Annotated in this window: 20 protein-coding genes; 1 reads left to right on the top strand and 19 read right to left on the bottom strand. The window is 58.7% G+C overall.

The genetic code is table 11. The features are described 5' to 3' along the window. Nucleotides 1–402: 402 nt before the first annotated feature. The 15 genes from ACZ415_RS08830 to ACZ415_RS08760 form a co-directional block, all read right to left on the bottom strand. Complete coding sequence (locus ACZ415_RS08830; protein ID WP_344701956.1) at nucleotides 403–1,596, bottom strand: tyrosine-type recombinase/integrase; 1,194 nt, start codon at nucleotides 1,594–1,596, stop codon at nucleotides 403–405. A gap of 236 nt (nucleotides 1,597–1,832) precedes the next feature. After that, nucleotides 1,833–2,543, bottom strand: coding sequence for a recombinase family protein (locus ACZ415_RS08825; protein ID WP_344701959.1), 711 nt, complete (start codon nucleotides 2,541–2,543; stop codon nucleotides 1,833–1,835). A 188-nt stretch (nucleotides 2,544–2,731) separates the two neighbouring features. Further along, nucleotides 2,732–3,187: a DUF2787 family protein gene (locus ACZ415_RS08820; RefSeq protein ID WP_344701961.1), complete on the bottom strand. Its 456-nt coding sequence runs from the start codon at nucleotides 3,185–3,187 to the stop codon at nucleotides 2,732–2,734. Nucleotides 3,188–3,347: 160 nt separating this feature from the next. Continuing rightward, nucleotides 3,348–4,139: a lysozyme family protein gene (locus tag ACZ415_RS08815; RefSeq protein ID WP_344701964.1), complete on the bottom strand. Its 792-nt coding sequence runs from the start codon at nucleotides 4,137–4,139 to the stop codon at nucleotides 3,348–3,350. Nucleotides 4,140–4,270: 131 nt separating this feature from the next. Then, nucleotides 4,271–4,582, bottom strand: coding sequence for a YkvA family protein (locus ACZ415_RS08810; RefSeq protein WP_344701965.1), 312 nt, complete (start codon nucleotides 4,580–4,582; stop codon nucleotides 4,271–4,273). Continuing rightward, the gene (locus ACZ415_RS08805) at nucleotides 4,575–4,946 is read right to left on the bottom strand and encodes a hypothetical protein (protein WP_344701966.1); all 372 of its coding nucleotides are present in this window, start codon (nucleotides 4,944–4,946) and stop codon (nucleotides 4,575–4,577) included. The genes ACZ415_RS08810 and ACZ415_RS08805 overlap by 8 nt, the downstream gene beginning before the upstream one ends. Before the next feature lie 211 nt (nucleotides 4,947–5,157). Next, nucleotides 5,158–5,460, bottom strand: coding sequence for a hypothetical protein (locus ACZ415_RS08800; RefSeq protein WP_344701967.1), 303 nt, complete (start codon nucleotides 5,458–5,460; stop codon nucleotides 5,158–5,160). 210 nt (nucleotides 5,461–5,670) lie between these two features. Further along, the gene (locus ACZ415_RS08795) at nucleotides 5,671–6,645 is read right to left on the bottom strand and encodes an Rpn family recombination-promoting nuclease/putative transposase (protein WP_464387718.1); all 975 of its coding nucleotides are present in this window, start codon (nucleotides 6,643–6,645) and stop codon (nucleotides 5,671–5,673) included. A gap of 169 nt (nucleotides 6,646–6,814) precedes the next feature. Next, nucleotides 6,815–9,793: a methyltransferase domain-containing protein gene (locus ACZ415_RS08790; protein ID WP_344701945.1), complete on the bottom strand. Its 2,979-nt coding sequence runs from the start codon at nucleotides 9,791–9,793 to the stop codon at nucleotides 6,815–6,817. 103 nt (nucleotides 9,794–9,896) lie between these two features. After that, on the bottom strand, nucleotides 9,897–11,852 hold the full coding sequence (locus ACZ415_RS08785) for a hypothetical protein (RefSeq protein ID WP_344701943.1): 1,956 nt from the start codon (nucleotides 11,850–11,852) through the stop codon (nucleotides 9,897–9,899). 164 nt (nucleotides 11,853–12,016) lie between these two features. After that, a complete protein-coding gene (locus tag ACZ415_RS08780; RefSeq protein WP_344701941.1) occupies nucleotides 12,017–13,141 on the bottom strand; it encodes an acyltransferase family protein in 1,125 nt (374 codons plus the stop codon). Continuing rightward, nucleotides 13,142–14,017, bottom strand: coding sequence for a class I SAM-dependent methyltransferase (locus ACZ415_RS08775; RefSeq protein ID WP_344701939.1), 876 nt, complete (start codon nucleotides 14,015–14,017; stop codon nucleotides 13,142–13,144). Continuing rightward, nucleotides 14,014–15,459, bottom strand: coding sequence for an ABC transporter ATP-binding protein (locus ACZ415_RS08770; RefSeq protein WP_344701953.1), 1,446 nt, complete (start codon nucleotides 15,457–15,459; stop codon nucleotides 14,014–14,016). Before ACZ415_RS08770 ends, ACZ415_RS08775 begins: the two co-directional genes overlap by 4 nt. Next, entirely contained in the window at nucleotides 15,449–16,276 is an 828-nt protein-coding gene (locus ACZ415_RS08765; RefSeq protein ID WP_344701937.1) for an ABC transporter permease, read from the bottom strand. Before ACZ415_RS08765 ends, ACZ415_RS08770 begins: the two co-directional genes overlap by 11 nt. Next, entirely contained in the window at nucleotides 16,276–17,979 is a 1,704-nt protein-coding gene (locus ACZ415_RS08760; protein ID WP_344701935.1) for a hypothetical protein, read from the bottom strand. The genes ACZ415_RS08765 and ACZ415_RS08760 overlap by 1 nt, the downstream gene beginning before the upstream one ends. A gap of 310 nt (nucleotides 17,980–18,289) precedes the next feature. On the opposite strand from ACZ415_RS08760, the gene ACZ415_RS08755 reads away from it, so the two are divergent. Then, entirely contained in the window at nucleotides 18,290–19,180 is an 891-nt protein-coding gene (locus ACZ415_RS08755; RefSeq protein WP_344701933.1) for a glycosyltransferase family 2 protein, read from the top strand. A gap of 20 nt (nucleotides 19,181–19,200) precedes the next feature. Here ACZ415_RS08755 and ACZ415_RS08750 read toward each other — a convergent pair whose 3' ends face one another. Genes ACZ415_RS08750 through ACZ415_RS08735 form a run of 4 tightly spaced genes read right to left on the bottom strand, consistent with a single transcriptional unit; the run spans nucleotide 19,201 to nucleotide 25,317 of the window. Further along, on the bottom strand, nucleotides 19,201–20,580 hold the full coding sequence (locus tag ACZ415_RS08750) for an undecaprenyl-phosphate glucose phosphotransferase (RefSeq protein WP_344701931.1): 1,380 nt from the start codon (nucleotides 20,578–20,580) through the stop codon (nucleotides 19,201–19,203). Between the two features lie 3 nt (nucleotides 20,581–20,583). Next, the gene (locus tag ACZ415_RS08745) at nucleotides 20,584–22,161 is read right to left on the bottom strand and encodes a TolC family outer membrane protein (protein ID WP_344701929.1); all 1,578 of its coding nucleotides are present in this window, start codon (nucleotides 22,159–22,161) and stop codon (nucleotides 20,584–20,586) included. Next, nucleotides 22,161–23,561 (bottom strand): HlyD family type I secretion periplasmic adaptor subunit, encoded by a 1,401-nt coding sequence (locus tag ACZ415_RS08740; protein WP_344701927.1) that lies wholly within the window; start codon nucleotides 23,559–23,561, stop codon nucleotides 22,161–22,163. Before ACZ415_RS08740 ends, ACZ415_RS08745 begins: the two co-directional genes overlap by 1 nt. 1 nt (nucleotide 23,562) lies before the next feature. After that, nucleotides 23,563–25,317, bottom strand: coding sequence for a type I secretion system permease/ATPase (locus tag ACZ415_RS08735; RefSeq protein ID WP_344701925.1), 1,755 nt, complete (start codon nucleotides 25,315–25,317; stop codon nucleotides 23,563–23,565). Nucleotides 25,318–25,414 lie beyond the last annotated feature (97 nt).

Below are 25,414 nucleotides of genomic sequence, written 5' to 3'. Positions count from 1 at the left end.
TATCGGACTCGTGACGGGTCAGACGGGCATCAGCTGATTGATGGTCTCTGGCCCCCATCCCAGTGAAAGGGGGTGAGGCGACAGCCACTGGATCACTTTAAGGCTCTCATTACACCCGACGTACCCGACATATCCGACGATAACTGCACCGGCCTTTCCATGATCACATGAAGGCTCTCATTACACCCGACGTACCCGACATATCCGACGTATAGCTCCCCCGGCTCTGACCAGGATCACCGTGATACCTGACTCATAATGCGCGCTATTGCCCCGTTTATGGCATTTAAAAGGAGATAGAGACCAATAGGCTTATTTTTGCGAATGAACGACGATATTGGAAGGATGAAACATCAAAAAAACACCCCCTACCGTCTGGCAGAGGATGCTGAAAGCCCGTTATCAAGGAGCATCGACCGGCGTAAAGGCTATCTGCTCCAGTGCCGTGGAAGCAGCGTTGGACGCTTGCTGGAGCGTCTTCTGCGATAGATGGGCATAGCGCAACGTGACCTTGGGGCAGGAGTGCCCGAGGATCTTCTGGACTTCGTAGAGCGTACGACCACTATTGACCAGCATCGAGGCATACTGGTGGCGGCAGTCATGGATACGGAACTCCGGGAGTCCTGCCTGCTGGCGTAGGCGGTGCCATACCCATGTAATCGTCGTCAGGGGCTTGCCCGTTTGTTGACTGATGAAGAGATGCTCATGGCCGCCACACTGCTGCCAAATATCATCCAGCAGCTTGACGGCAACATCGTTCAGGGGGATCAGCCGCGTTTTCTTGCCCTTCGCATTAGCAGCGGGAATACGCCACTGCCGGGCCGGGATATCAATGTCGTGCCAGCGGGCCTTCAGGGCTTCCCCCAGCCGGGCTCCAGTGGATAAAAGCAACAGGATCACTTGGCACACGACGCGGTTATGGTCTGTATTCAGCACGTGCAGCAGGCGATTTAGCTCATCCTGCGTCAAATAGCGCTCCTTCTTGTTATCGGCATTGAAATGCTTGACGCCTTTTACCGGATTATGCTCGGCGACATCCCACTGAATGGCCAGGTTGAAGATATAGCTCAGCAGCATTAACTGACGATCACAGCTGGACGGGGCCAGCCCCTTTTCCCGGAGGGCCTGGTGGAACGTCACGACCTGCCGCCGCGTAATATGATCCAACGGGCTGTCGCCAAACACCGGCAACAGGTAGTTTTTCAGGAAGGAGACGTCGGTTTCCCAGGAGCGTTTGCGCACCTTCACGTAGGGCAGATAACGTTCCTCCACGAAGCGGGCGAACTCGGGCGTGGCCTTGCGTTTCTTCGTCTCGGCGCGAGGATCTTCCCCCAGCATGATGCGGGCCTTCAGCTGCTTCGCCTTCTTGCGGCCTTGCGGGATCGTTAACTCGGCGGTCGTGCCCAGCTTGGCATACTGCGTCTTGCCGCGTTCGTTCTTGTAGCGAAGATACAGCGTCCCCACGTGAGGATTCGTGGCCCGCAGCTCCATCAGGAAGCCGGGGAACTGGGTATCACAGTACTCGATCTTGCGCTTGCCGTCGGGGCAGCGAAGCGTTTTGATCACGGATTGACTCAAGGCTGTTTTCGGCATCATTCAGCTCCTTGGTTACTTCAGGCATGACGTCTCCGGATCGGCCCGTTTTGGGACCAATCTGGGGGACTTTTGAGGGAGATAGGCCACCCGCAGGTGGCTCAATAGGCAAGATCGTGACGTTTCAGAACATCACGGGATATGACGCCTCGACGGCAAAGACGGATTCGACGGGTTAGCTCCCCCATCGCCCCGGCATCAGCGCCCTGGATCGGGATGTCCGCTAGTCCGCTAGTCCGCTAGTCCGGTAGTTTTGGAAAACTTTTGCCATCCGAGGAACGCCTGAGCCGACTGATCGTGGCGCTGGTGAATGGCCTCCCCTGGTAAGTCGTTAAGCCGCGTTGATTCAGGATGCGGGCCACATCGCTGCCCCTTTCGATGCCTTCCTGCTCTTCCAGATGCTGTATTAGGCGCTGCATTCGCAGTTTCCAGTCACTTTGGCGCTGGGTGCGCTGCTGATTCGCCTTACCGGTGTCCTGGTGGCGGATATCGTTCAGCCGGGGGTTACCAAGCACCTTGCCGCGCTTTCGGGCCGCGTTCAGAGCCAACCGGGTACGCTGGCTTATCATATTGGCTTCGTGCTGGGCCATTGCCGCCAGCACATGGATGGTAAGCTGATCCACGTCGGGCAGGTCGCACAGCGTGAAACGGATACCACGGCGCTGCAGCCCGGTGATGAAGTGAAGGTCACGGCTGAGTCGATCCAGCTTGGCGACGAGCAATGTCGCATGGGCCAGCTCGGCATAGTCGGCGGCTTGGTGGAACTGGGGGCGATTGGCGTTCTTACCGGACTCAATTTCCTGAAACTCGGCGATGATCTCTCCCCCGTATTGGGCCAGATATTCCTGAACGGCTTGGCGCTGAGCCGTGAGACCCAATCCTGATCGGGACTGCTGCTGAGTACTCACGCGGTAATACGCAACAAACCGCCGGGGCATGGAAACAGGCATAGTGCCTCCTTTTCATAAGTTATTTATCGAATCAAAGGATATCTTTACGCAATCAATCAAGGCGCATAAAAAGCGCCTTTATGGTGGCTATCCCGAGAAGAAAACAATTCGCCATACGGCACCCGGAGGCACCGCATGGAAGATGGACGTTGTATTAAGTCAATGAGCTAAAGTCGTTAGAGTATGGATCAGGTTTCCCAGACCACATCCACGTCATAAACACCGTTGGCGTAATAGCTGAGAAAGTTGCTGATATAAAGATCGAAGAAGTCTCCGACTCTGGAAAGAGCAATGGGCGGTAAATGGCGCATCTTGCATAGCTCAACGCTGAACTCGAAGTCGATCTCGGTTAGCAGAACGTGGCGACCATCCACGGGGGTATAGCTGAAGTCAGTAATATATCCCAGTCGAAAGCTATTCCTTTCCACATGGCCCAATCGTATTTCCACGGGATGATAACCACCGGCCAGTGGATCATAGTTGGGATCACGGAATACAATCGTCATGGCCAATACCTGAGCGCCTTCAGGTTCCGGCGGTGATTGGCAATAAGCCGTTTGAATCTCCCTGAGCAAAAGTTCGATCAATGCCGGCGGCAACGGTAAAGCGTTATCGGTGGTTTGAATGGTGGGCGTGAAAGACATGGCAGTCTCCTTTATAAACGGGACCAGCTATTAGCGGCTGATCGTGGATGGCATAAACAAAAACGGCATAGCCCCAAAGTGAGCTATGCCGAATCCTGCATTTCGCTAAACGAACGTTTAGTGTGATGAAAAATCCCGACCGTTACAGGTCAGGAAAGCATTACCCTTCGTCAGTGCTGGCGGATGCGTTTTCGGGGCTTTCTGCTGCCTTTTCCAGGTTCGTTTCAGTCACACCTTTGGCGATAGGCTGCGACTCGAATGCGTGAGACGTGTCGGCATCTTCCACCTGAGCCAGATAGGCTTCCCGGCGCTTCTTCTGCTCGGCCAGGCGTTGCTGCTTAATGGCATCCTTGCGGGCCTGTTCTTTAGCGACGTGATCGGTAAGGTCATGGCCTTCCTTAATCGCGGTTTGCATCGCCTTCCAGATAGTTTCCCGGCGGCTTGCAGGACTGAGAATAAGCGGCTGCTTGTCATCGGCCACCAGTAGCCCTTCCGCCTTGAGCGCGGCACCCAGAAAGCCATGATTATTGGCTCCTTTCCGCTCGAACAGGTCTCGAAAGATAATCGCCTTGAACGGGATGACCTGCTGGTCAACGAGCTCGATCACCTGAGCCAGCGAAATCCATTCGTTGCTGAAATAGCCGCTGGACTGATTGACGGTAACTCGGCACCAGATCGCATCGGCCAGCGTGGCTTCCTCCTTGGCGATATCCGCTTTCAATAGCGCATCGGCTTGATCACGAGTGATGCCCATTTCATAGGTCAGGTGGCCCTTGCCTCGGGGACTGAGCTTCGGCGTATCGGCCTGCTTGAGAATACGAATAGCAGAAAGCGTGTCGGCTTCCGTTGTGCCGGACGTATCAACCTCGACCGTACCGGACGCCTGTAGCTCAGCGGCGTTGGTCGTATCCGTCCTGGGGGATGCGGGGGCTTTTGTCTTGGTCTTGGCCATGAGATAACTCCTTGCGTAGTGGTGGCCCGCAGTACTGCCGGAAAGGATCTGCCAGAAAGAGCTTATTTCCGGGGCGTTGCGAGCATGGAAGAGAAAATCAAAGGTGGGATCGGTAGCGATCGTTTTATGCCTCAGCGGGCAGCTTTATGGCGCATGTCCGTGGTGATGTAGGGCTCCAGCAGGCCCAGCGTGGCGGTAATCACGCCGACGTCATCCACGTACCCCACAATGGGAATCGTGTCGGGAATGGCGTCCAACGGGCAGATCAAATAGCCCAGAGCTCCCACGACGCTGGCTTTCAATGCGACGGGTACGCCGGGACTCCTGAGCAGGTAGTAGAGCAATTTGGCTCGGTAGCTCAGCTCCTTGTACGTGGTGGGCAGGTAATAGATCTTTCGCCAGAAGCCCTTTTGCGAGAAGTGCTTGCTATAGCGCTTAGTCATGGGCCTGCCGTCCCAGCGCCTTCAAGGTCGGGCAGTGCGAATCCCGGGGGAATAGCAGGTAGGTACCGCCGCCGTCGTCCTGGGTCACGGATAGCAGCAATACGTGCTGGTCGGGCGTGTTGATCAATATCTCCGGGAGGTGGATCAGCTGGAAGCGCTTGACGCGATCCATGTCGGGAATATCGTCGAAGCGGTCAGCGGCGTTCAGGACATGCAGTCGAGTGCCGGTGCTGGCCCAAACGTCGTGAGCCGTATTGGGATCATCGCCAAAAGGCAGCGTCATTAAATGATGGATAAGAAAGTCGTGCAGCGGGGCGGGAAGTACCAGCATGCTTAGCCGGCACGGGGAATCAAGCGTGGTCATATCAACTCCTTCGACGGGTGGTCAAAGGAATAATATGTGCTTGTCAGGTGGGGTTAAGACGGCGGGGATGCCATGCGCGGGAGGCAGGTAATGCGGCAAGCAAGGAAAGATCACTGCCGGAACATGGGAACGCAGAAAACGGCACTACGGACACAAAAGAGCCATGCCCCGAAGGGCATGGCCGTAAATCTTTTACAAAATACAAGTCAACTTAGAAGAAATCGATGTACGAGCTGGTGGGCTCAGGCCAGTTTTTGCTCAAGACATTGTAAATACGCTTAACCCATTCGGTATCATCGGCAGCACCTTCCCCGACATAACCGCTGCCTTCATCCCATGTTTCCACGCGGAACAAGACGTCATCCAGGTTGTCGGCTCCCACGTCTTTGCTCAGATAGGCAACCCCCTGGGTCGAAACCCGCAACTGCCAATCCTGGTCGTCGTTTTCGGATCCAAGCAAAGCGGCGACATCGCTCTCGGTAAACGGTGCGTTCAGATCAAGTGTATACGCCATTATTTTCATTCCTTATTCATGTGACGCCCCTACCCTACACGGCCCATCGCCGGTACTCCAAAGTTTTCTAATATCTTGCGTGACAGTCAACCACTTGGAAGCAAAAGAGTTAACGGAACACAGGAACGCAGAAAACGGCACTACGGATACAAAAAAGCCATGCCCCACTCAAGGGACATGGCTCGATATAGATCGCTTAAAGAGGGTCAATCAGTCGTTGAACACGGCTTCCAGGCTATCCGCCTTGAGGATATTTTCGACCCAGGCATCCAGCTCTTCCTGACTGGCTTGCTCCAAACGCTGATCGGCCCAGACCGGTACCTCGTTGAACTTTAAGATGATCAACTTGCGCAGGGTATCAATTCGACCCTGCTGCACGCCTTCATTAACGCCTTCCTGACGCTCGCGCTTGGCCCAGCTTTCCAGATTGTCTGCCAACATATCTCGATCCTCCATCAAACTTCTCAGCTCATCCACATTGACCCTGGCACCCAGCCATTTCAAATGGCGCTTGAACCACGCGGTGATAATCCGGTCCATGCGTTCCTTTTGCGGGTGCGCCCGGATACTCGCCAGCATCCGATCAACGGCCTTTTGTAGCGCTTCATGGCCTACCTTGGCGTTTTCCACCCCGAACACACCGCTTAACGGGCTATTGCGTTCGGCCAGTTCTTCATCGCTATAGCTACGTTCTTCTACCAGATAATAGCGCAAATGCGGCTGAAAGGCGCGCAGGAAGCTCGGCGGCTTGGGGCTTACCATCTCGTAGACATCTTCCGCCGCTGTCCAGGGTTGGTTGCCGTTATAGAGCACGATGGGGAATACCGGCGGGAACCCCTTCCTGGCCGTGGTGACGCCGTTTTTGATCAGGTGATCATGGAAGCTGGCGACGTAATGCATCATCCGCAGGGGCATGCGTAAATCCACTTTGGACTGAAACTCCAGCAGGATATACAGGTAGACCCGCTGAGTAATGCCCTCCCACGTGGCATTCACGGACCAGACCACGTCCTCGATTTTTTCTTCGTAGAGCGGCGTAATGTAGTGACCGTTGTGCTGCTCCAGCGTAGAGAAATCCATCAGCGCGGCAATCTCGCTCGGCGCAAAGCCGTCGATCAGCTGCTCGACAAATTCAGGGTGGCTAAAGAGCTCTTTGTACCCGGTATCGTGGTGGTTGGTGGCCATGCGTGCTCCTGTGCAATGACCGGTAGTCTATCACATCACGGCAATATCCACGGAAAAGCCCCTTTCTCGGGGCATTTGGGCCGTTTATCTCGGCGGTGAGCAGGATAACCTTCACGGCGGGCTTTCGGGCGGCATAATGGCCTTCCCTGGCCCTTGAGGCAGTCGCGTGTCAGCCCTGCTTGATCTTGCGCAATACCTGAAATTCCCGGTAGTTGACCCCGTCGTCGCACAGGCCGCCGGTCCTGATGACCTCGAACCCGGCGCTGGCGATGGCCTCGGCGTTGTCCGCGAAGCCTGCTTCGGTGGCGTCGATCTGACGACTGCCCTGGCTTTCCAGCAGGACCAGGCCGCCGTCGGCACAGAGGTCATGCAGCGCCTGGCCGAACTCGGGGAGCGGTTTGCCGATCCAGCGGTGTACCGCGCAGGCGATCACCAGATCAAAGCCTTCATGTGACTGCGCCATGAAGTCGTCGAATGTCTGGTGGGTCAGCTGGATATGGTCGTGCCCCAGGTGCTGTGCCACGGCGTTGCCCACGTCCACACAGGCCTGTGAGATGTCGAACCCTTCGCCCGCTGCCAGATGATCGGCGAGTCCCATGAGCAGGTAGCCGTGGTTGCAGCCGATGTCGAGCGCGCGTGCGTTATCGGGCAGGTGCTCGGCGAGGCCGTAGCGGTCGAGGCGATAGTGTGCGGGCCGGGTGCCGGGCAGCCACAGCGGCTCAAAACTCTGATACGGCAGGCCGAAGTCGCCGAAGCTGACGTCGAGCTTTTCGCCTTTGTACCCGTCCCAGATGCGGTTCATGGTGGCGTGCAGGGCCACCAGGTTCCGGTGCTCGGCGTCGGGACTTTGCGGCAGGACGGTTTTCAAGCGCTCCCAGGCGGTGACGGTATGCCGGGAGTACGGGCGCTGCTGGCAGGCTTCCCAGAGGGTGTGGCAGGCCAGGCTGAGGTTGCCGGGGATGTTGGTGCGCACGAGAACGTCGGCCCAGTCGATCAGCAGCTGCGTTTTCGTCGGGGCCAGGGTGACGTCGGGGGCGTTTTCCTGGGCCTCGGTGAGCCATACGCTGGCTCGGGCAAAGCCGTCCAGCGCGGTGTCGCTGTCTCCCAGTCGGGCCTGCAGCGATGAGCGGTAGCGCAGCAGTTCGATGTCCCGGGCGCTGTTCTTGCGAAGCCGGTCGGTGATGGCCAGGGCCTGCTGGAGTATCCCGGGCTGTTCGACGCCGGATTGCAGCATGATCGCCACTTCCCGGCGCTGGATGGCCCGGTTCTGGCGCTGGGATTTATTCAGCGTCTTGAGGTGGCGATGGGCGTCGCGCCACTGCCCCGCCCGCAGGTAGGCGTCGACCAGCGCGGTGTGGGCGTCAATGGACCCGGGGTGCTGGCGGGCCTGCGGGGTGAGGATCGCCAGGGCCTGTCGGTCCTGGCCCAGCAGCGAGAGGCTTTCGCCGTGTTGGCGGCGTATTGCGGTATCGCGCGGATAGGCGCGGGCGAGCCGAGCGGCCTGACCGGCGGCGTTGTGTATCGAGTGGCGATCCAGGGCGTGCTGCAGCTCGGCCAGTGCTGGAGCCCTGGCAGGCTTGCCCGAAGGCAGCTGAAAATCCCAGGCGTTGACGTCGGCCCGGCGGCAGCAGTGTTCATGGAAGGCCGTAAGAATCCGTTGCCAGGCGTGCTGGACCGAATCGTCTTCGGGCAGGTCGGTGAGCCAGGAGCGCATGCCGGGGTTGGCTTCAAAGATCACCAGCTGCCCTTGCGTGTCGGGCTCGGTGGAGACGGCAAAGTCGGCCCCGGTGAAGTCGAGATGCTGGTCGAGCAGCGCCTGACGCATGGCCTCCCACTGCCCCTCGGGGAGGTAACCTTCGGGATCGGCCAAAAACCGTTCGCTCTCATCCTGCAGCCAGGGGTGCTCCTGCATGGCCACGGGGGAGTTGGCGTTGTGGACGTTGTAGGTGTCCAGGGCAAAGCGCAGGTGGGCCGGATAAAGGGTCTCGCCCACCAGCACGACGCGAAACTTGGGGTAAATCCGGGCGTCGGGGATGCGCGCGTCGGTGAACCAGACGTCGTGGTGCTGTATCAGGTAGAGATCGCCGTCGGGCAGCTGGTCGTCGGTGAGGTCGTCCAGCGAGGGGATCAGTCGGGTGTATTGGGCGCCGTCCACGCCGGGATTGCGCACGATGATCGGCGGGGTAAAGCCGTTGTCGGTGGCGCACTGCCGAAAGGCCGCGACGCGGTGGCTGTCGGGTGCCTCGAACAGGGTGATGCGGGGAGCCAGCATGCCGTCGTGCTGAGCAAACTGCGCCTGGACCTTGATACGGTCGGTCTCGCGCACCGCCTCGGGGCGGTTGATCACCGGCAGCGACAGGCGCTCGCCCAGGCGTTCGGCCTGTTTGAGGCCGGTCTCGCAGCGCTCGGCAATGGTCATGCCGTTGACGATCACATCGGCCTTGGGCAGCTTGCGGACGAGTTCGGGCTGGCGATCGAGGCTGTCCACCTGCAGGCGAATGACGCGGATGTGCCGACGGTCGAGCATGGCGGGCCAGTTGACGTGGCCGTTCTGGTACAGGGTCCGAGCGCCGTTGAGGGTGATGTTGCCGGCCACCGCGGTCTGCAGGAGGATCATCGTCAGGCGGGGCTCGTCGGTGGGCTCGCTGACGGTAAAGGCCTGGGCACTGACGGCCTTTTGCGCCCAGTGGGCCGCATGGTCCTCGTGGCCCAGCTTGCCGAACAGCCCCGCCAGAAACCGGCGCGGGGCTTCGGCGTTGGGCGAGAGTTGCACACAGCGCTGCATGGCGGCGGCGGCCGCGCGGGTATCGCCCTCCTCGGCCAGCCACTCGGCGAGCTGCTGGTACATGCCCGACTCGTCGGGGCGCTGGAAGATGACGTTCTGCAGCAGGCGAATGGCCGTTTGGCGTTTGCCGTGCATGCCCAGCAGGTAGGCCTGGACCTCCATCGCATCGGAGTGGAGGGGATCGTGACGCAGGGCCCGGGTCAGGTGTTGTACGGCCGTGCCGTGATCATCGGCCTTGAGGGCGGTGAGAGCCTGGAAATACAGCGTATCGGCGCGGGTCTCGCCGGGCAGGTCGGTACGCACGCGCATCAGGCGCCGGGTACGACGCTCGCTCAGCGAGCGCAGGGAACGGGAAGTCGCCATAAAAAACCGGTAGAGGTGACGGGATAACAAGAAAAAAGCCCGCCTCAAGAGAGGCGGGCCTGGCGTTACTGAGCGACCTCAGTCATGCAGAAGACACGGGGTCTTAGGCAATGGCGAGAACGCCGTCGTCGAAGCTGACCTGGTCTTCGCTGATACCGGTCAGGGTCACGGCGAGCGTGTCGTTTTCTTCGCTGCCGTAAGCGGAGTTTTCCACTTCCAGGACCGTGTCGTCGGCGTTGTTGGTGGTCACGAAGAGCTCCAGCGCGTTGTTGTCGCCGGCTTCGATGTCGTTGCCCTGCTCAACCTCGGTGCCGAAGAAGAGGGCGTCGCCTGCTTCCAGCTCGTTCAGCGTCACACTGACAAAGCCGAGGTCTTCGAGCGCTTCGGTATCGAAGGTGAACAGGTCGTCGGTGTCGGCCTCGCCGAAGAGGATGCCGTCGTCGGCTTCTTTCACCTCGTAGCCCAGCTCGTCAGCGGCGTCGGAGACGTCGGAGACAGCGGCTTCGTGATCGCCCTTCAGGCCTTCCAGGGTGTCAACCAGCTCGGAAGCGGCTTCTTCCTTGGCAATCAGGCCGTCACGATCGTCCTGCATGGCGGTCGCCAGCAGGAAGTCGAAACCGGTCGGCGTGTTACCCAGGTTGTCTGTTGCGTTCGCTACTGTTTCCTGCTTCTCGAAGCGGTCGTCCAGGGTATCCAGCAGCGTCACGATGCTGTCTGATACGCCTTCAATAACGTTGTCCGTGTCCGCGTCGCCACGATCAGTGCCTGCTGAATCGACGTCTTCGAATACACCCTCGATGGCAGAGTCAACGTTGCCTGCCCAAGTGCTGGCAAGGCCATCGATGGTAGCAGCGCTCTCATCGTTTTCGATCGCTTCAACCCAATCGTTGTAGTCGCTACGAACAGTATCCAGGCCGGCAACGTCGTTGTTGTCTTCCAGGAACGAAGCAATCGCCGCGTTGAGCTCGCCGCCCAGGTCAAGGTTGCTGCCCTTGCGGTTGATGTCGCCGTCCAGATCGCTTTGTGCTGCGTTCATCTTGGACTGCAGCTGACGAGCGGTGTATACGTCTTTGTCGGCTACTACATCGGTAGATGACAAGGTAGAACCAGCTACAACATCACCGTTGCTGTCGTATTTACCGGTGACAAAGTCGCCTACCTCGATACCCGTAGTAGAGGATTCTGTAGACGTCGCCTCGAAAAGCACCTCACCGTCTTCATTGTAACGCACACCATCCTTGTTCAGAGCGGTCTGCGCTTCATTAACAACGTCTTCCAGACGTGCGTCGGACAGGCGCTGGCCGTCTTCGATCAGGTCTTCGTTGTAGAATTTGGCGAAGTTGGAACCATCAGCAGCGTCACGCTGATTCGCTGCACTGAATTGAGTGCCGTCAAACCCGGTATCAGCACTACCAGATGTAGGAGTGAGTGCAGAAGAAGCAGCCGTGGCAACATTCTCATCACGATCACCGGACAGGTCAGCTTTAGCACCCGCCAGAGCATCTTCCGCACCCTCGATGGAGTCGGCGATGTAGTCGTCTGCCTTCACGTCATCGGCGTACTTGGGCAGGTTTGCGCCTTCAGCCGCTTCGACGAACTCGTCGAACGCTGTGTCGCGTGCGTCGATGGCAGTTTCGTACTGCTCCAGAGCTTCAGTGAGGTCTGAAGGTGTGCCAGTGCTGCCAACCGGTGTTGCTTCGAGCCCTTCGTCTTTACCGTAGGTGTTGAAGTGCTCAAGCGCAGTAAGGTCAGACGCTTGGAAAACGTCAACAACGTCTTGCACGGTGAAGTCGGCATAGGTATCGCCGTACTTTTCAGTGTTTTGCAGCTCGGCCAGCTTGGCAGTGAGGTAGGCGCCGGTGTCAAATTCGGCGCTGGGGTTCAGGCCTTCTGCCATGCCGTAGTCGAGGTAGTGCTGCTCGGCGTCTACGCCGTTGTCTTCAAAAAAGGTTTTGAGGCTTGCAACGTCGGTCAGGCCAAACTCTTCCAGCTGGCCGGCTTTTTGCAGCTGGTCGAATTTGCTCTGCAGGTAAAAGTCTGCGTTAAACTCAATTGCCATTCTGGCTTCTCCTTTTGCACAACATATGCATATGCTGACGCTTACGCGTCTAAAATTTCCGGTTTAAGCCCCTGTTTTCGGTAGGCCCTTGCCGAGGCTGCATAACCGGAATGAAACACGTGGCGTGCTCCACTGCGCAAAGGTGCATCAATACTCATAGAAAATCAAGCGCCGCCAGCGGTTCGCCTTGGGGAGGTGAGTATACGATCACGCAGCGCAAGCGTGGGCCGCTCCACCAGCCGATAGGCCGCCCAGGCGCCCAGCAGGCTAACCGCTGCGTAGCCTGCCAGCCGCCATACAAGGGGCATGGCAGCGGCAAGGGACTCCCGCTGCATCAGCGGTAGCGCAAACGAAAAATGCACTAGATAAAGCGAATAGGATATGCGGCTAAGCCAAGTAACGGGGCGGATAATCCAGGCGCCAAGGCGGCCCGGCTGCCACAGAGCCGCGGCGGGCAGGCAAAGAGCAATGCCGGCGCCGGTAGCCGTAAACAGACCTGCCCAGGCCAGCACGGGCTGAAAGCCTTGGCTTACGCCAACGCTTAGCCACAGCGCGCAGCCGGCCAGTACACAAAGCCCGAAATCCAGCGCCCGGGCGGCGGTGCGCCGAGCGCGAGCCCGGCAGTAGTGTAGCCAGCACGCCACCAGCCCACCCCAGGCAATGGCATCAAGGCGCAGCAGCACGATTTTTCTCAGCCCGCTGTCCCAGCTGGGCTCAGCCCAGCCTGCAACGGTAAAGCGGGCCACAGTAGCGGCCACTATCCAGCACGCCAGCAGCAGCGGTACGGCCCGGCATGGAACGGGTCGTATCAGCAGGCTTGCCGCCAACAACAAGGGCAGCAGCAAATAAAACCACTCTTCTACCGCCAAACTCCAGGCCTCGGGCATAGCGCGCGGGTGCGGCCAAGCGAAATTTTGCGCAAACACAGCATAGCTTGCATCAGGCGCTGGGGCGTTAAACCAAGCAGCAAACAAAGTGGCATTAAGTAATAAAAAGACAAAATAGTTGGGCAGCGTGCGCCACCAGCGACGCTGCCAAAAGGCCAGCATATCACCGCGGGTGAGCGTTGGCCGTTTGTCCAGCCGGCGTAAAAGACCGCCTACAATCAGCAGGCCACTCAGGGCAAAAAAAAGCTCGACGCCGAAGTAGCCCCCCAGATACAAAAGCTGCGAGCGCAGCTGAAAGGAAATGGCCGGCGCTGCGAGCAATACGCCGTGGGCAAAGACCACAAGCATGATGGCAATGGCTCTGACCGCATCCAACCCGGGAAGACGCTGCCGTTGAGGCATTCAGGGAACCCAGCGGCCGAGCGCGCGAAGTGGACGCGTTATGCGCCAGCTTCTAGAGTTCAGCAATTTTTGTATATTCATACACGCATGATCCAGCTGTTGGCGCAGTACTTTCTTCTCACGTTCATCGTGTTCGCGCTGCTGGTCTAATTGACGCTTAAGCTCGCGGCTACGAGCTTGCCATTCAACGTTACCGCCCAAGCGGGCAAATAGCTGCTGCAGGTGCTGGCCATGCAGCGAAAATGCCTTGCACAGGGCTTTTACCTCAGCAGGCGGATGGTCTCCAACCAGCAGTACGCCCAGACCGTTGCAGTGAGTAAAAGAAAAGTGGGGGTAGTCGACTGATATCTCTTTCCAGAACTGCCAGACCCCGAAATCTGCTTGTCTTATCTCAGTATCATGAAACAAAACCACCGCGCGTGAAGACAGCTTGGGAAGCCACGTATAAAAATCGTGTCGTACGGCCTCGTAGGTATGCAGTCCGTCAATGTGCAAAAGATCTATGCTGGCAGGAGCAAACGCCGTCGCTGCCTCGTCGAAAGTGGTGCGGTGCAGCGTGGAGAAAGCGGCAAAACGAGCGTCATGCCAGCGTTTGATATCCTGATAGATGTGCTCGCCATAATAACCGGAGTGTTCATCTCCTTCCCAGGTATCCACGGCGTGACAGTAAGTATTCAGGCTGTTTTCCTGAACAGCCTGACAAAAGGCGCTGTAAGAAAAACCGTTATGCGTTCCCAACTCTACCAGCACACGCGGCTTATGACGGGCAATCAGCAAGGCAGCAAAAGGTATATGACCAGCCCAGTTAGCCGGCCAGACGATACGTTCCGGGGCAAACAGCAGCGCAGAATCAAGAGCAACAGGTGGGGCTATCATGATGAACTCCTCGTGGCGGTAGCCCGGGGCGCAGGCTGCGCATGGGAGGCTTGTAGAGAAATATGATGCATAGGGATACCGACCAGCCCTGTCGATTCGGAGCTGGAGTGCGACTCCACCAACAAAGCATCGTGTATCCATTGATGCTGGACGTGATCTTGCTGTGAGCCTTCGGCCAGCGCCAGAGCAATGCTGTATTGCCCCTGGGGTAAAGTGGGCATGACGAAGGTAAATTCGGCCTCAAAATTCTGGCCTGCTTCAACACTCAGCTCGCTGTGTGTCAGAAAGGTATTATCGCCAAACAGCGTCTGACCCAGCCTATCCTTGAATAAAAAACCAACGATAGGGCCGTCCATGGAGAGATGGGCGGTACAGACAACGTGCAGCGATACCGGCTCGCCGCCAACAACCCAACGCAACGGCTGGCCCTGCGCATCTCGCAGTGCCACATGGCTGATACTTCCGCCGCCTTGCCCGAAGCTATTTTGAGATTCCTTGAACGCAAAAACTTCCAGATCGTTACGCCATGGGCTGGCATTGATCAACGACTTGCGCGCATCATGGTAATCCAGCGGTGCCGGCATAGGAGACGGTATATTAGTTTCGGCCGCTGCAGTGACGGCCGGCACAGGCGCAGCCTTTGACGCATTTTCTTCGGCATAGCGAGCTGCCAGATAGTGCTCCGTCAAAGCCTTGGCACTGCCTTGCATACGCAGACTTCCCTGATCCAGCCAAATGGCGTGGTCACACAGGCTGGTAACAGCGGCGCTATCGTGGCTAACAAACAGCACGGTCCCCTGCTCCATAAAGCGCCGCAGAAAACGCATGCATTTTTGTACAAAAAAAGCATCGCCAACGGCCAGGGCTTCATCAATAATGAGAATATCAGCATCTACATGGGCAATGACGGCAAAGGCAAGGCGCACCAGCATGCCGCTGGAGTAGGCCTTGACCGGCTGTTCAATAAAGGCACCAATATCGGCAAAGGCCACAATATCGGTAAAGCGTTTTTCCGCCTGGGCGCGTGATAACCCCATAATGGCGGCATATATAAAGATATTCTCACGCCCGGTGAACTCAGGGTTGAATCCGGCACCCAGCTCCAGCAGCGCAGCGATGCGACCGTTGACTTCCACCCTGCCTTCACTTGGCTGCAGCGTCCCACAAATCAGCTGCAACAAAGTCGATTTGCCAGAACCATTGCGTCCGATAATCCCTGTCGTGTGACCTTTAGGCAGCTCAACGCTAATGCTGTCCAACGCAGTGAAATTACGATAGTACGGCGAGGCTTCGCGTCCCAGCCTGCGCTTGAGCGGACGCCAGACCCACTCTTTCAGCCTGGCCTGCGTTGACGGGTAAAGCCGGTAATGCTTGGAGACCCCAACTAGGCGGATAGCAATATCTTCCCGCTTCTCCGGCACTCCACTCGCGTCAGAGCACATCGGCAAACCCCCCTCTGGCTCTCTGGAACACGGCATACCCAATCCAGGCGACAGCGCAGGAAACCACGCTGTAGCCTGCCAGCATCAAGACGCTGGGGGGCTCCCCCCAAAGCAACACGGCACGTGTCTGCTCAATGATGATAGTCAGCGGATTTGCCAGCATCAGCTGGCGAAATGTGTCGCCTAGCGCGTCAGCTGGGAAAAACACCGGGGAGACAAACAGCAGCACCGTGATCAACAGGCCCGACACATGACTGATATCACGAACATAGACGCCCAGCGCCGAAAGCAGCCAGCCAATGCCTGCCAGCAGGGGTAACAGCGGCGCTACCACTACCGGCAGCCATAGGATGGTCAAGTGCAGCGGATGGCCCAGCAGCAGCATAACCATCAGCAGCACAATCACACTGATAAAGAAATGAAACAGCGCCGACAGACACGGAACCAGCGGCAATACCTGCAAGGGAAATACGACCCGTTTGACGTAGTTACCGTGCTCGTACATAAGCCCCGGGCTACGCCCAAGCACTTCTGCCATCAGGCTGTGAATAGTGAGCCCGGCAAACAGCACCAGGGCAAAAGTCGCTCTGCCGTGCTCGGCTTCAATATTCCAGCGTGCCTGAAATACTACTGTAAAAACAAACGTATATACCGTCAGCATTAATAACGGAGTAATAAAGGACCATAATACGCCCAGTAATGAGCTTCTGTAGCGACCGTGTATCTCGCGCCAAAGCATCGTTTTAAGCAGGTAGCGATGCCGGTATACATCACGAACAATAAATAACGGCGTGGTACTGGGCAAATTAGCTGACATCAAACGCCCTTATGGTTGATTGACGACTGGCGGGCCAAGTTCATCAGGCGCTTTTCGCTGGCCTCAATCAGCGCGTCATAGGTTGTATTCTGAAAATGCCACAGGGTGGAGTGGCTATCGGCCCGATGCTGAACAATAAATGGCAGAGGAACCAGCACTGAAAGCCCCAGCCTTTCCAGATAACGATCAATGGTGTTGCGTTCTGCGTTGTTGTCCTCGAAAGGCCAATCCGCCAGCGCGCCCATAGCCCGGGTGCCGTAACGATTGCATACCGTACTTGTCATGCGATTGATGACAATATAGTGCTCGCCCTCGTATTCGAAGTTTTCCAGTATCGCAACATCGTCAGCAATATCAGCCATAAGACCGGACAGCACGTCCAGCTCGGGCCGTTCATCAAATAGCCGGCAGGCCCTCGCCCAGCGCTGCCGGGCAGCAGCATCCATACAGACATCATCTTCGCGCACTTCCATGGCATTAAGCCCGCAGGCACGTGCCTGCCGGGCCATATAGCGGTAGCTTAGCGCACAACCACGCCAACCCTGAGCATGTCGCAAGCCGGGGAATATCGGATAATCGGGAAATTCAGCCTGGAAAACAGCGCGACGTTGATAAGTTTCCGGCAAGGAGAGCCCAACCCCCCGAGACAGCGCTTCAGGGTCAATCGGCGGTGCGATATTATCCAGCTGACAAGCATCCGCCTGATCCAGCGCCACCATCAGCCGGGTGAAATAAAAGTGGAAATGGGCAATATCGTTCGGTAACGTCGGGAAGGAATTCGGTGACAGCGTCTCCAGGCGCTTGCCTATCGCAGCCACCATGGCTTCTATATCGCCAATGGGCGTAAACGTGACATAAGGTAGCAGCGTCGCATGCTCTTCCATATCAACGCTCTTTTCCGACACTACTGCATGCCCTAGCGACAAGCACTCGTATAGCCGGGTAGTTTCCAGCAGCGCGTCTTCGTAGTAATGAACATTAACGATGAGCCGGGCTTTGGCTAGCTGAATATAAAGCTCATCTCCGAAGATTTCACTGATCCGCAAAACACAATAATGTTTCTCCAAGGCATTGAGAAAAGCCTGACGCCTTGGCGTATTAGCATCGCCATAGAAGGCCACATCGTACATCTTGGCAGTGTTATTATCAGCCAGCGACGAGACGTCGCCCTGGTGACCTTTGTCCAGGCAGCCTGCCGGCAGATTAGAGATGGGCGTATAAAATATCTGCTGATGTGAAAGCTTAAACGTCTCCTGAAGGTAAGCAACGTTATAAAGCGAATATTCCATAATGGCGACGGCGCCTTCCAGCCGTTTGCGGTAGCTTTCGTTAAACCAGCGAGAACTGACTGACTGCTCCATCTGGAAAGCAATATAGCAGTGCGGCAGCTTCATCGGCATTTGCGGGCATATGACGATATGCAGCCGCCGAGCATAGCGTGCCGGTGGGGTGTCCAGAATACGCACCGGTGTGATACCCAGAGCCACCAATGATACGCTAACACGTTGAGCAACAAAGCGCGTGTGCGGTGTACAGATGATGTCAACTCCGGGGAGCGAAACATCAATAACAGGGTGATGGTCAAGAGCTTTTCCGGGTATCAAAGGCCCCAGGCGGCGCACCAAACGCTCTGCAATGCCCTGCCAGTCTCCCTCTTTCAGCAACAGCAGAAAAGTGCGCACCTTTCTCCGGATGATGTTCATGCGCTGTATTGCATCCTTTTACTCCAAAGCCGGAGGCGTTGTCAGGTAATAACATTGTATACGAGGCGCTTTGGTTTGCTCCGTTGATCGTCATCATGCGTAAGTACAGAAACGGGCAGACCTCTCAGATCAACATCGTATCATGCCATAATACGTGCACTCCTCCCAACACTCAGGCTGCATTACAGCTTAAAATATGCTGGCTATCCCCACATATCGGCCTCTGGAGAGCGCCTTGGCCTATTTTTGTACTGGATCTTCACCCATCACGGCTTCATCACCCTCGCAACCTACTTCCCTCTCGGCTGCGATGTGCGTACCGACGCTTAACGCCGGTAGCGGCTGGACGGAGTGGCTGGAGCGTATAGCCCCACTGCTAAGTGATGTGACGCTATACGTGGTGGACTCGTCTTCCACCGACGCTACGGCTACTCTCGCTCGCCGGGCCGGCGCACGGGTGCGAGTGATTGACCGGATCGATTTTAGCCACGGCAAAACCCGTGATGAGATGCTGCACCTGATGAAAGAAGATATCGTCGTCTTTCTCACCCAGGATGCACTGCTTGCCGAGACCGACGCGATTGAACGGCTCGTAGCCGCCTTTAGCGATTCCGCCGTAGGCGCAGCCTTTGGCCGCCAGCTGCCCCATAAGGGCGCCAGCCCCATCGCTGCCCATGCGCGGGGATTCAACTACCCCGCCCACTCGTACAGCGTCAGCACGACCGATATTCCCCGGCTGGGGATCAAGACGGCGTTTTTATCCAACTCCTTTGCCGCTTATCGCCGCCAAGCACTGATTGAAGCGGGGGGCTTTCCTCACGGAACGATTTTAAGTGAGGACATGATTGCCGGCGCGCGGCTTTTACAGCACGGCTGGCACCTGGCCTACTGCGCCGAGGCCTGCGTGTATCATTCGCATAACTATTCACTGGCGCAGGAAGCCAAACGCTATTTTGACATCGGCGTGCTGCACGCCCGAGAGGCTTGGCTGCTGGAGAGGCTGGGCAAGCCGGAAGGCGAAGGCGCGCGCTTTGTGCGCAGTGAGATACGTTACCTTTGGCGCTACGCGCCCTGGCGGCTGCCTGAAGCATGGCTGCGTACGCTGTTGAAATACACAGGCTATCGGCTGGGCCGCGCTGAGCGCCGACTGCCAGTCTGGCTCAAGCGTCAGCTTTCCATGCATCGGGGCTATTGGCACTAGGCTTTAACATCCCGCCATGCTCACGGCTGACCATTCACAAACCCCTTGACCAAGGTCATCATCAGTATCTTGATGTCCAGCCCCAGCGACCAGTTGTCGATGTAGTACAGGTCGTACTCCACGCGTTTTTTCATATCGCCAAGCGCCTGGGTGCTGCCGCGCCAGCCGTGTACCTGGGCCCAGCCGGTCATGCCGGGCTTAACCCGGTGGCGCTGCATGTAGTCTTCGATTGCGTCTTTGTAGTATTCGTTGTGATCCATGGCATGGGGGCGCGGGCCGACAAGCGACATGCGCCCCTGCAGCACGTTATAAAGCTGGGGCAGTTCGTCCAGGCTTGTACGGCGCAAAAAGTGCCCAAGCGGGGTAATGCGCGCATCGCCGTGGCAGGCCTGTGCGGTATGCGTCGCGCTGTGCGACGACATGGTACGAAACTTGTAGATCTTGAATCGCTTGCCGTCGACGCCGTGGCGATACTGCTTGAACAGCACCGGCCCGCCCATCCGCACGCGCACCGCGGTCGCGATCAGCAGCATAACGGGCAAAAAGCCGATAAACAGCAGCGCGCCCAGCAGCCGATCTTCCAGATTTTTAATCAGCCTGAGCGGTGTGCTGTCCAGCGGGCTGTAGTTCAGCTCCAGCGAGTAAAGCCCGACAATTTGGGCCATACGATGATTGAGCAGGCGAATATCGGTTAGATCGGGGAAGTAGCGCACGCTGACCGGTACACCAATCAGTGCGGTGGCAATCACGCGAATCTTTTCGCCTTCGCTGAGCGAATAGCCCAGCCAGACTTCGTCGAACCCGCGGTGGAAAGCGCTTTGCCCTGCCAGCGCCCGGACGCGCTGAATAAAGGCGTCGCTGCCGTCGTCTACCAGGCCATCGTGAACCGTATAGCCGGCATGGGCCACATGGGCCAGGCGTTTTTCCAGCCGGGCGACGTTTTGCTCGCGGCCAATCAGCAGTACACGCTTGACGTTGCCGCCCCGGGCACGAAGGCGGCGCAGGTAGCTGTATAAACAGGCGCGCATGGCTATCCCGGTTATCAGCACGCCGCACGCCGTCACGCCCATCCACAGCCGAGAGAAATCCTGGGTGCTGTGGGTCATGACCAAAAGCAGGCTAAGCAGCGTAACGGTCGCAAGCCAGCTGGCAATGTAGACGCCGAGCATGGTGTACAGGCTGCGCCCGCGCCAGGGCTGATAAAGCCCCAGCAGCTCGCCCACGGCGGGCAGTACCAGACTGCCGATCAGGCTGAGAAACAGATAGTCGTGCCCGTCCATGCCCGGCCTGGGCAACAGCCACAGCGCTGCCATGGCCACCAGCAGGGCAATGCCGGCGTCAAAGCAGCGCATGGCGCGGCGCAGCCAGTCGCTTCCTTGTACGGCTCGGGCGGCACTCATGGGCTAGCCCGCGCTGGCCGGCCGGGGCTGCGCGGTGTTTTCCGGCGCATCCGCCGTTCGAGTCATGGAGAAAAGCAGCGCCATCACATCGGTCATGTCTTCACTCGACAGATCCCCCACGGCCGACTGCAGCTTGAGCCGCTGCAGCACGTAGTCGCCCAGGGTGTTGACATACTTGATGCGCTGGTCGTAGAGGCTGGCGCGGGCGTCAAGCACGTCCACCAGGTCGCGCAGGCCGAGCTGCTCGCCGCGCTGGGCGGCGTCTAGGAACAGCTGGCTGGAGTTGATGGCTTTCTGCAGGGCATCCAGCCGGCGAATGCCGCCGTTGAGCGAGCGCAGGCTTTTGCGCACCTGCTGGGCGGCCAGGTTGCGCTGGTTGTCCACGGCGGCCTGGCCGGCGCGAATGCGCTTTTCCCCCTGGCGCACGCGGGCGTTGGTGCGCCCGCCCTGATAGAGCGGCACGCTGACTTCCACCTGGGCGGTGTAGTCTTCGCTGGTGCGCAGCTCGTCTTCGCTGTCGCGGTCGCTGTAGCTCAGGTTGAGGTTCATCTCCGGGTAATAGCCGGCGCGGCGTGTGGTGGTGTCGGCCTCGGTGACCTGCTGCTCTTTCTGGGCACGCACCACGTCCAGGTTATTGGCCGTGCGGCTCAGCCAATCGCCGGGCTTGCCCCACTGGCGCTTGAGCACCACCTCGTCAAGCGCGCCCAGGGCCAGCCGGCGCATCTGCGGGCGCACACCGGTCAAACGCTCCAGCTCGCTCAAGGCGTTGTCCAGCTCGTTTTGCGCCTCGACGGTATCGGCAATGGCCTGATCCAGCCGGGAGCGGGACTCAAGCAAATCGACTCGGTTGCCCACGCCCAGCTCGTAGGCGCGGCTGGCCTGGCGCTGCTGCAGCTTGAGCGATTCCTGCTGAGAGTCCAAAAGCCCCAGCCGCTGAGAGGCCAAATACGCCTGCACGTAGGCTTCGCTGACGCTCAGGGCCAAATCGCGCTCAGCGGCGGCCAGCTTAAGCTCGGCGGCGTCGATCTGCGCGTCGGCCACGTCCAGCTTGCGCCAGCGCTCCAGGCTGAACAATGGCTGGGACAGCTGCACGCGCCAGTAGTCTTCGGTGTACTCGCCGGGCCGAGACGTGGTGCGCGGGTCGTCGTCGCGCTCGGTTTGCACGTTGGTGGTGTCCTGCCATAGATACCCGCCGCTGGCGCTGAGCTGGGGCAGCAGCTGCGAGCGGGCAATGGGTTTTTCTTCCCGGGTGGCCTCAAGGCTGTAGCGCTGCTCGGCCAGCTTGGCGTCGTGCTTCAGGGCCTTGGCAAAAAGCCCCGGCAGCGAGGGCAGTATGGGCTTGCCCGGCGCCTGGCCGGCGGCCTGCTCAAGGGCAGTAAACTCCGCTACGGCCTGCCCGCTTGGCGCTACGCGATTTTCCTCCGATGCGCGATTTCCTGTGGATGCGCTATCCGCGCCCGTTTGCAGGCCGGTGCCCTGGGCGTAGAGCGGCACGCTTATGATGGCGCTGGCAAGCGCCGCGGCAAGTATCCGCGGCGTTTTTCCAGCGTTGCACGTCAGGCGATGGCTCGGCGGTTTCATCAGTCCTCCTGCATGGCGCGCGAGAGCATATCGCTGATCGGCTTGGCGATATAGCTGGCAAAGGTGCGCTCGCCGGTGCGAATCATCACCTCGGCCGGCATGCCCGAAAGCAGGTGCATCTTGTCGGTCATCTCTTTTTTGCCCTTCTCACTGACCTCGACCCGGGCTTTGTAGTAGCGCTGGCCGGTGGCTTCGTCTTTGAAGCTGTCGGCGCTGACGTGGATCACCTCGCCGGCGATGGTCGTGGTGGTTTTCTGGTTGAACGCCGAAAAGCGAATCTCGGCGTACTGGCCGGGATAGATTTTGTCGATATCCCGGGTGGGTACGCGGGCCTCCACCACAAAGCCGTCGCTTGAGGGGACGACTTCCATGATCGGCTCGCCGGCGCGAACCACGGCTCCTTCAGAGTGCACCTTGCGACCCACCACGGTGCCGGAAACCGGTGAGCGGATGACGGTGCGCGCCACCCGATCGGAAAGCGAGGTGATCTGCTCTTCGGCCTGGGCAATCTGGGCCTGGGCTTCGCGCAGCTTCTCGCCCACTTCCTTTTGGAACTCCTGCTTGCGAATCTCGCGCTCGGCGCGGTTTTCGCTGATCTGGGAGCGCAGCTGGGCAATCTTGGAGGTAAACTCGGCGTTGTTGCCCTCGTACTGCAGTATCTGGCGCTCCAGCTCGCGCAGGCGCTGGTTGTCTCCCAGGCCTTCGCGGTACAGCGAGCGAAAATCTTCGGCCTCGCCGCGCAGCGAGGTAATCCGGCGGTTGTTGACGCTAATGCGCTGCTTGAGCCCTTCGATCTGCTCTTTCATCTGCTTGTTCTGTTCGTCAAGCGAGGCCAGAGTGTTCAGATAGGACTGCCGCCGGGCGTGGAACAGGCCCTGCTGCACCGCTAGAATCTGCTGGATGCGGGGGCTGTCGGCGTTTTTCAGCTCGTCGGGGATCTTGAGATTCTCAGCGCCCTGCTGCTCGGCCAAAAGGCGCACTTCCATGGCACGGTTGATCAGGTATTTGGAGCGGGCGATATCTCGCTGGGAGCGCACCTGGGTGTCGCTGAGGATCAGCAGCGGGTCGCCGGCTTCGACGTGGTCGCCGTCGGCCACCGGCAGCTTTTCGACGATGCCGCCTTCCAGGTGTTTGATCGTACGCTTAAACGAGCTCACCGAGACGTCCCCGGGGGCCACCACGGCAACGGCAAGGGTGGCGGTTGTGGCCCAGAGCACAAAGCCGCCCAGCGCCACCAGCAAAACGGCAAAGCCCAACCCCCGGTAGCCCTTGTCGCTTACCGGCAGGTGGGCGCGGGTTTCGCCTTCAATGGTGGCAGGCTCTCTGGGCGTTACGTCAATTTCCTGGCGCGCCGGCATGTTGCGCTTGCTGTGGCTTTCGCTCATGTCAGATTCGCTCATTTCAGGACTCCTCGCCGCTGCGGCCGCCGTTGACCGCGGACAGCCGGCCGGCGCTTTGCTGGCCCACCTTGCCCCGCGGCTTTTTGGCGAACTGGGCCAGCACCTGGTCGCGCGGGCCAAACATGCTGAGCTGGCCGTCTTTCATCACCAGCAGCTTATCCATGTGCTTGAGCACGCTCTGGCGGTGGCTGATGACAAACAGCGTGGTGCCGTCTTGTTTTAGCTGGGCAATGGCCTGGGCAAGCGCGCGCTCGCCGGCGTCGTCAAGGTTGGCGTTGGGCTCGTCCAGCACCATCAGCACCGGGTCACCGTAAAGCGCCCGGGCCAGGCCCACGCGCTGGCGCTGGCCGCCGGAAAGCGCGCCGCTGCCGGCGGATATCACAGTGTCGTAGCCGTTGGGCAGCGCCAAAATCATCTCGTGGACGCCGGCCTTTTTGGCAGCGGCCACCACTTTTTCCGGATCCACGCTGCCAAAGCGGGCGATGTTTTCGCTGACGGTGCCGTCAAACAGCTCGATATCCTGGGGCAGATAGCCAATGTGCGGGCCCAGCTCGTCGCGGTTGTACTGGGTAATATCGCCACCGTCCAGGCGCACATCGCCCACCTGGCTTGGCCAGATGCCCAGCAGCACCCGTGCAAGCGTCGACTTGCCGGCCGCACTGGGGCCGATAATGCCCACGTGCTCGCCTTTATCCACGGCAAAGTTGATGCCGCGAAGGGTCGCCATGCGCGATCCCGGCGGGGCGGCGGCGACGTTTTCCACGCTGAGATAGCCTTCCGGGCGCGGCAGCGACATGCGCCGCTGCTCATCGGGAATCTGGGTTAACAGCTCGTTGAGGCGCTTATAGGCCCCGCGGGCGCTGACAAAACCCTTCCAGCCGCCGATCATCTGATCAATGGGCGCCAGCGCCCGGCCCATGAGGATGGAGCCGGCGATCACCATGCCGCCGGTGAGCTCGCCTTTGAGTACCAGCAGCGCAGCCAGACCAAGAATCAGCGACTGGGCCATCATGCGGATGACCTTGGAGGTATTGGTCAGCGCGCCGGCGCGGTCGCTGGCCCGGGACTGCTTGGCCAGAAACTCGTGATGGCGCTTGGACCAGCGCCCCATAATGCCGGGCAGCATGCCCATGGCGTGGAGCACCTCGGCATTGCGCAGGTTGGAGTTGGCCAGATTCTGCGCCTGAATATGCTCGCTGTTGGCCTCGGATAAAAGCGTCTGAGTGGACTTTTCGTTGGCGATGGCAAGCGCGACCAGAATAATACCCGCCCCGATGGCAAAGATGCCAAGCCAGGGGTGGAAAAGAAACATCACGCCGATATAGATCGGCACCCAGGGGGCGTCAAAAAAGGCAAACAGGCTGTTGCCGGTAAGAAACTGGCGCAGCGAGGTCAAATCGTTGAGCGGCTGTGCGCTTTGTCCGCCCGGGGAGAGCAGGCTTCTGCGAAACATGGCACTGTAAAGGCGCTCGTTGACCATCGTATCCAGCCGGTTGCCCACCCGCACCAGTATGCGCGAGCGCACCAGCTCCAGCCCGCCCATGATGGCAAACAAAAAAATCACCAGCAGCGTGAGCATCAACAGCGTGTCTTCGCTCTGGGTGGAGAGAACGCGGTCGTAGACCTGGAGCATGTACATCGGCGGGACGAGCATCAGCAGGTTGACAAACATGCTGAAAAAACCCACCGAAATAAACGAACCCTTGCAGGCTTTCAGCGCCCGCTGCAGGTCCGTGGCTTCCTGTTGCTTTGCCATGGGGGGAATTCACCGTTGAAGGGAAAATATCAAGCGCGAAAAATAACCGGCGAAGTGTAACAGATGCACCTTGACCGAAGGTAGCGACTTGCCCCCG

This window comes from Halomonas cibimaris (assembly GCF_055379665.1).
The sequence above is the reverse complement of the archived record's forward strand: the minus strand, read 5'-3'. Positions and strand labels throughout refer to the sequence as shown.

What these genes read in the sequence shown, in the direction of transcription:
- ACZ415_RS08830 (WP_344701956.1), bottom strand. Translation starts at nt 1,596, where the DNA reads ATGATGCCGAAAACAGCCTTGAGTCAATCCGTGATCAAAACGCTTCGC.
- ACZ415_RS08825 (WP_344701959.1), bottom strand. Translation starts at nt 2,543, where the DNA reads ATGCCTGTTTCCATGCCCCGGCGGTTTGTTGCGTATTACCGCGTGAGT.
- ACZ415_RS08820 (WP_344701961.1), bottom strand. Translation starts at nt 3,187, where the DNA reads ATGTCTTTCACGCCCACCATTCAAACCACCGATAACGCTTTACCGTTG.
- ACZ415_RS08815 (WP_344701964.1), bottom strand. Translation starts at nt 4,139, where the DNA reads ATGGCCAAGACCAAGACAAAAGCCCCCGCATCCCCCAGGACGGATACG.
- ACZ415_RS08810 (WP_344701965.1), bottom strand. Translation starts at nt 4,582, where the DNA reads ATGACTAAGCGCTATAGCAAGCACTTCTCGCAAAAGGGCTTCTGGCGA.
- ACZ415_RS08805 (WP_344701966.1), bottom strand. Translation starts at nt 4,946, where the DNA reads ATGACCACGCTTGATTCCCCGTGCCGGCTAAGCATGCTGGTACTTCCC.
- ACZ415_RS08800 (WP_344701967.1), bottom strand. Translation starts at nt 5,460, where the DNA reads ATGGCGTATACACTTGATCTGAACGCACCGTTTACCGAGAGCGATGTC.
- ACZ415_RS08795 (WP_464387718.1), bottom strand. Translation starts at nt 6,645, where the DNA reads ATGGCCACCAACCACCACGATACCGGGTACAAAGAGCTCTTTAGCCAC.
- ACZ415_RS08790 (WP_344701945.1), bottom strand. Translation starts at nt 9,793, where the DNA reads ATGGCGACTTCCCGTTCCCTGCGCTCGCTGAGCGAGCGTCGTACCCGG.
- ACZ415_RS08785 (WP_344701943.1), bottom strand. Translation starts at nt 11,852, where the DNA reads ATGGCAATTGAGTTTAACGCAGACTTTTACCTGCAGAGCAAATTCGAC.
- ACZ415_RS08780 (WP_344701941.1), bottom strand. Translation starts at nt 13,141, where the DNA reads ATGCCTCAACGGCAGCGTCTTCCCGGGTTGGATGCGGTCAGAGCCATT.
- ACZ415_RS08775 (WP_344701939.1), bottom strand. Translation starts at nt 14,017, where the DNA reads ATGATAGCCCCACCTGTTGCTCTTGATTCTGCGCTGCTGTTTGCCCCG.
- ACZ415_RS08770 (WP_344701953.1), bottom strand. Translation starts at nt 15,459, where the DNA reads ATGTGCTCTGACGCGAGTGGAGTGCCGGAGAAGCGGGAAGATATTGCT.
- ACZ415_RS08765 (WP_344701937.1), bottom strand. Translation starts at nt 16,276, where the DNA reads ATGTCAGCTAATTTGCCCAGTACCACGCCGTTATTTATTGTTCGTGAT.
- ACZ415_RS08760 (WP_344701935.1), bottom strand. Translation starts at nt 17,979, where the DNA reads ATGAACATCATCCGGAGAAAGGTGCGCACTTTTCTGCTGTTGCTGAAA.
- ACZ415_RS08755 (WP_344701933.1), top strand. Translation starts at nt 18,290, where the DNA reads ATGTGCGTACCGACGCTTAACGCCGGTAGCGGCTGGACGGAGTGGCTG.
- ACZ415_RS08750 (WP_344701931.1), bottom strand. Translation starts at nt 20,580, where the DNA reads ATGAGTGCCGCCCGAGCCGTACAAGGAAGCGACTGGCTGCGCCGCGCC.
- ACZ415_RS08745 (WP_344701929.1), bottom strand. Translation starts at nt 22,161, where the DNA reads ATGAAACCGCCGAGCCATCGCCTGACGTGCAACGCTGGAAAAACGCCG.
- ACZ415_RS08740 (WP_344701927.1), bottom strand. Translation starts at nt 23,561, where the DNA reads ATGAGCGAATCTGACATGAGCGAAAGCCACAGCAAGCGCAACATGCCG.
- ACZ415_RS08735 (WP_344701925.1), bottom strand. Translation starts at nt 25,317, where the DNA reads ATGGCAAAGCAACAGGAAGCCACGGACCTGCAGCGGGCGCTGAAAGCC.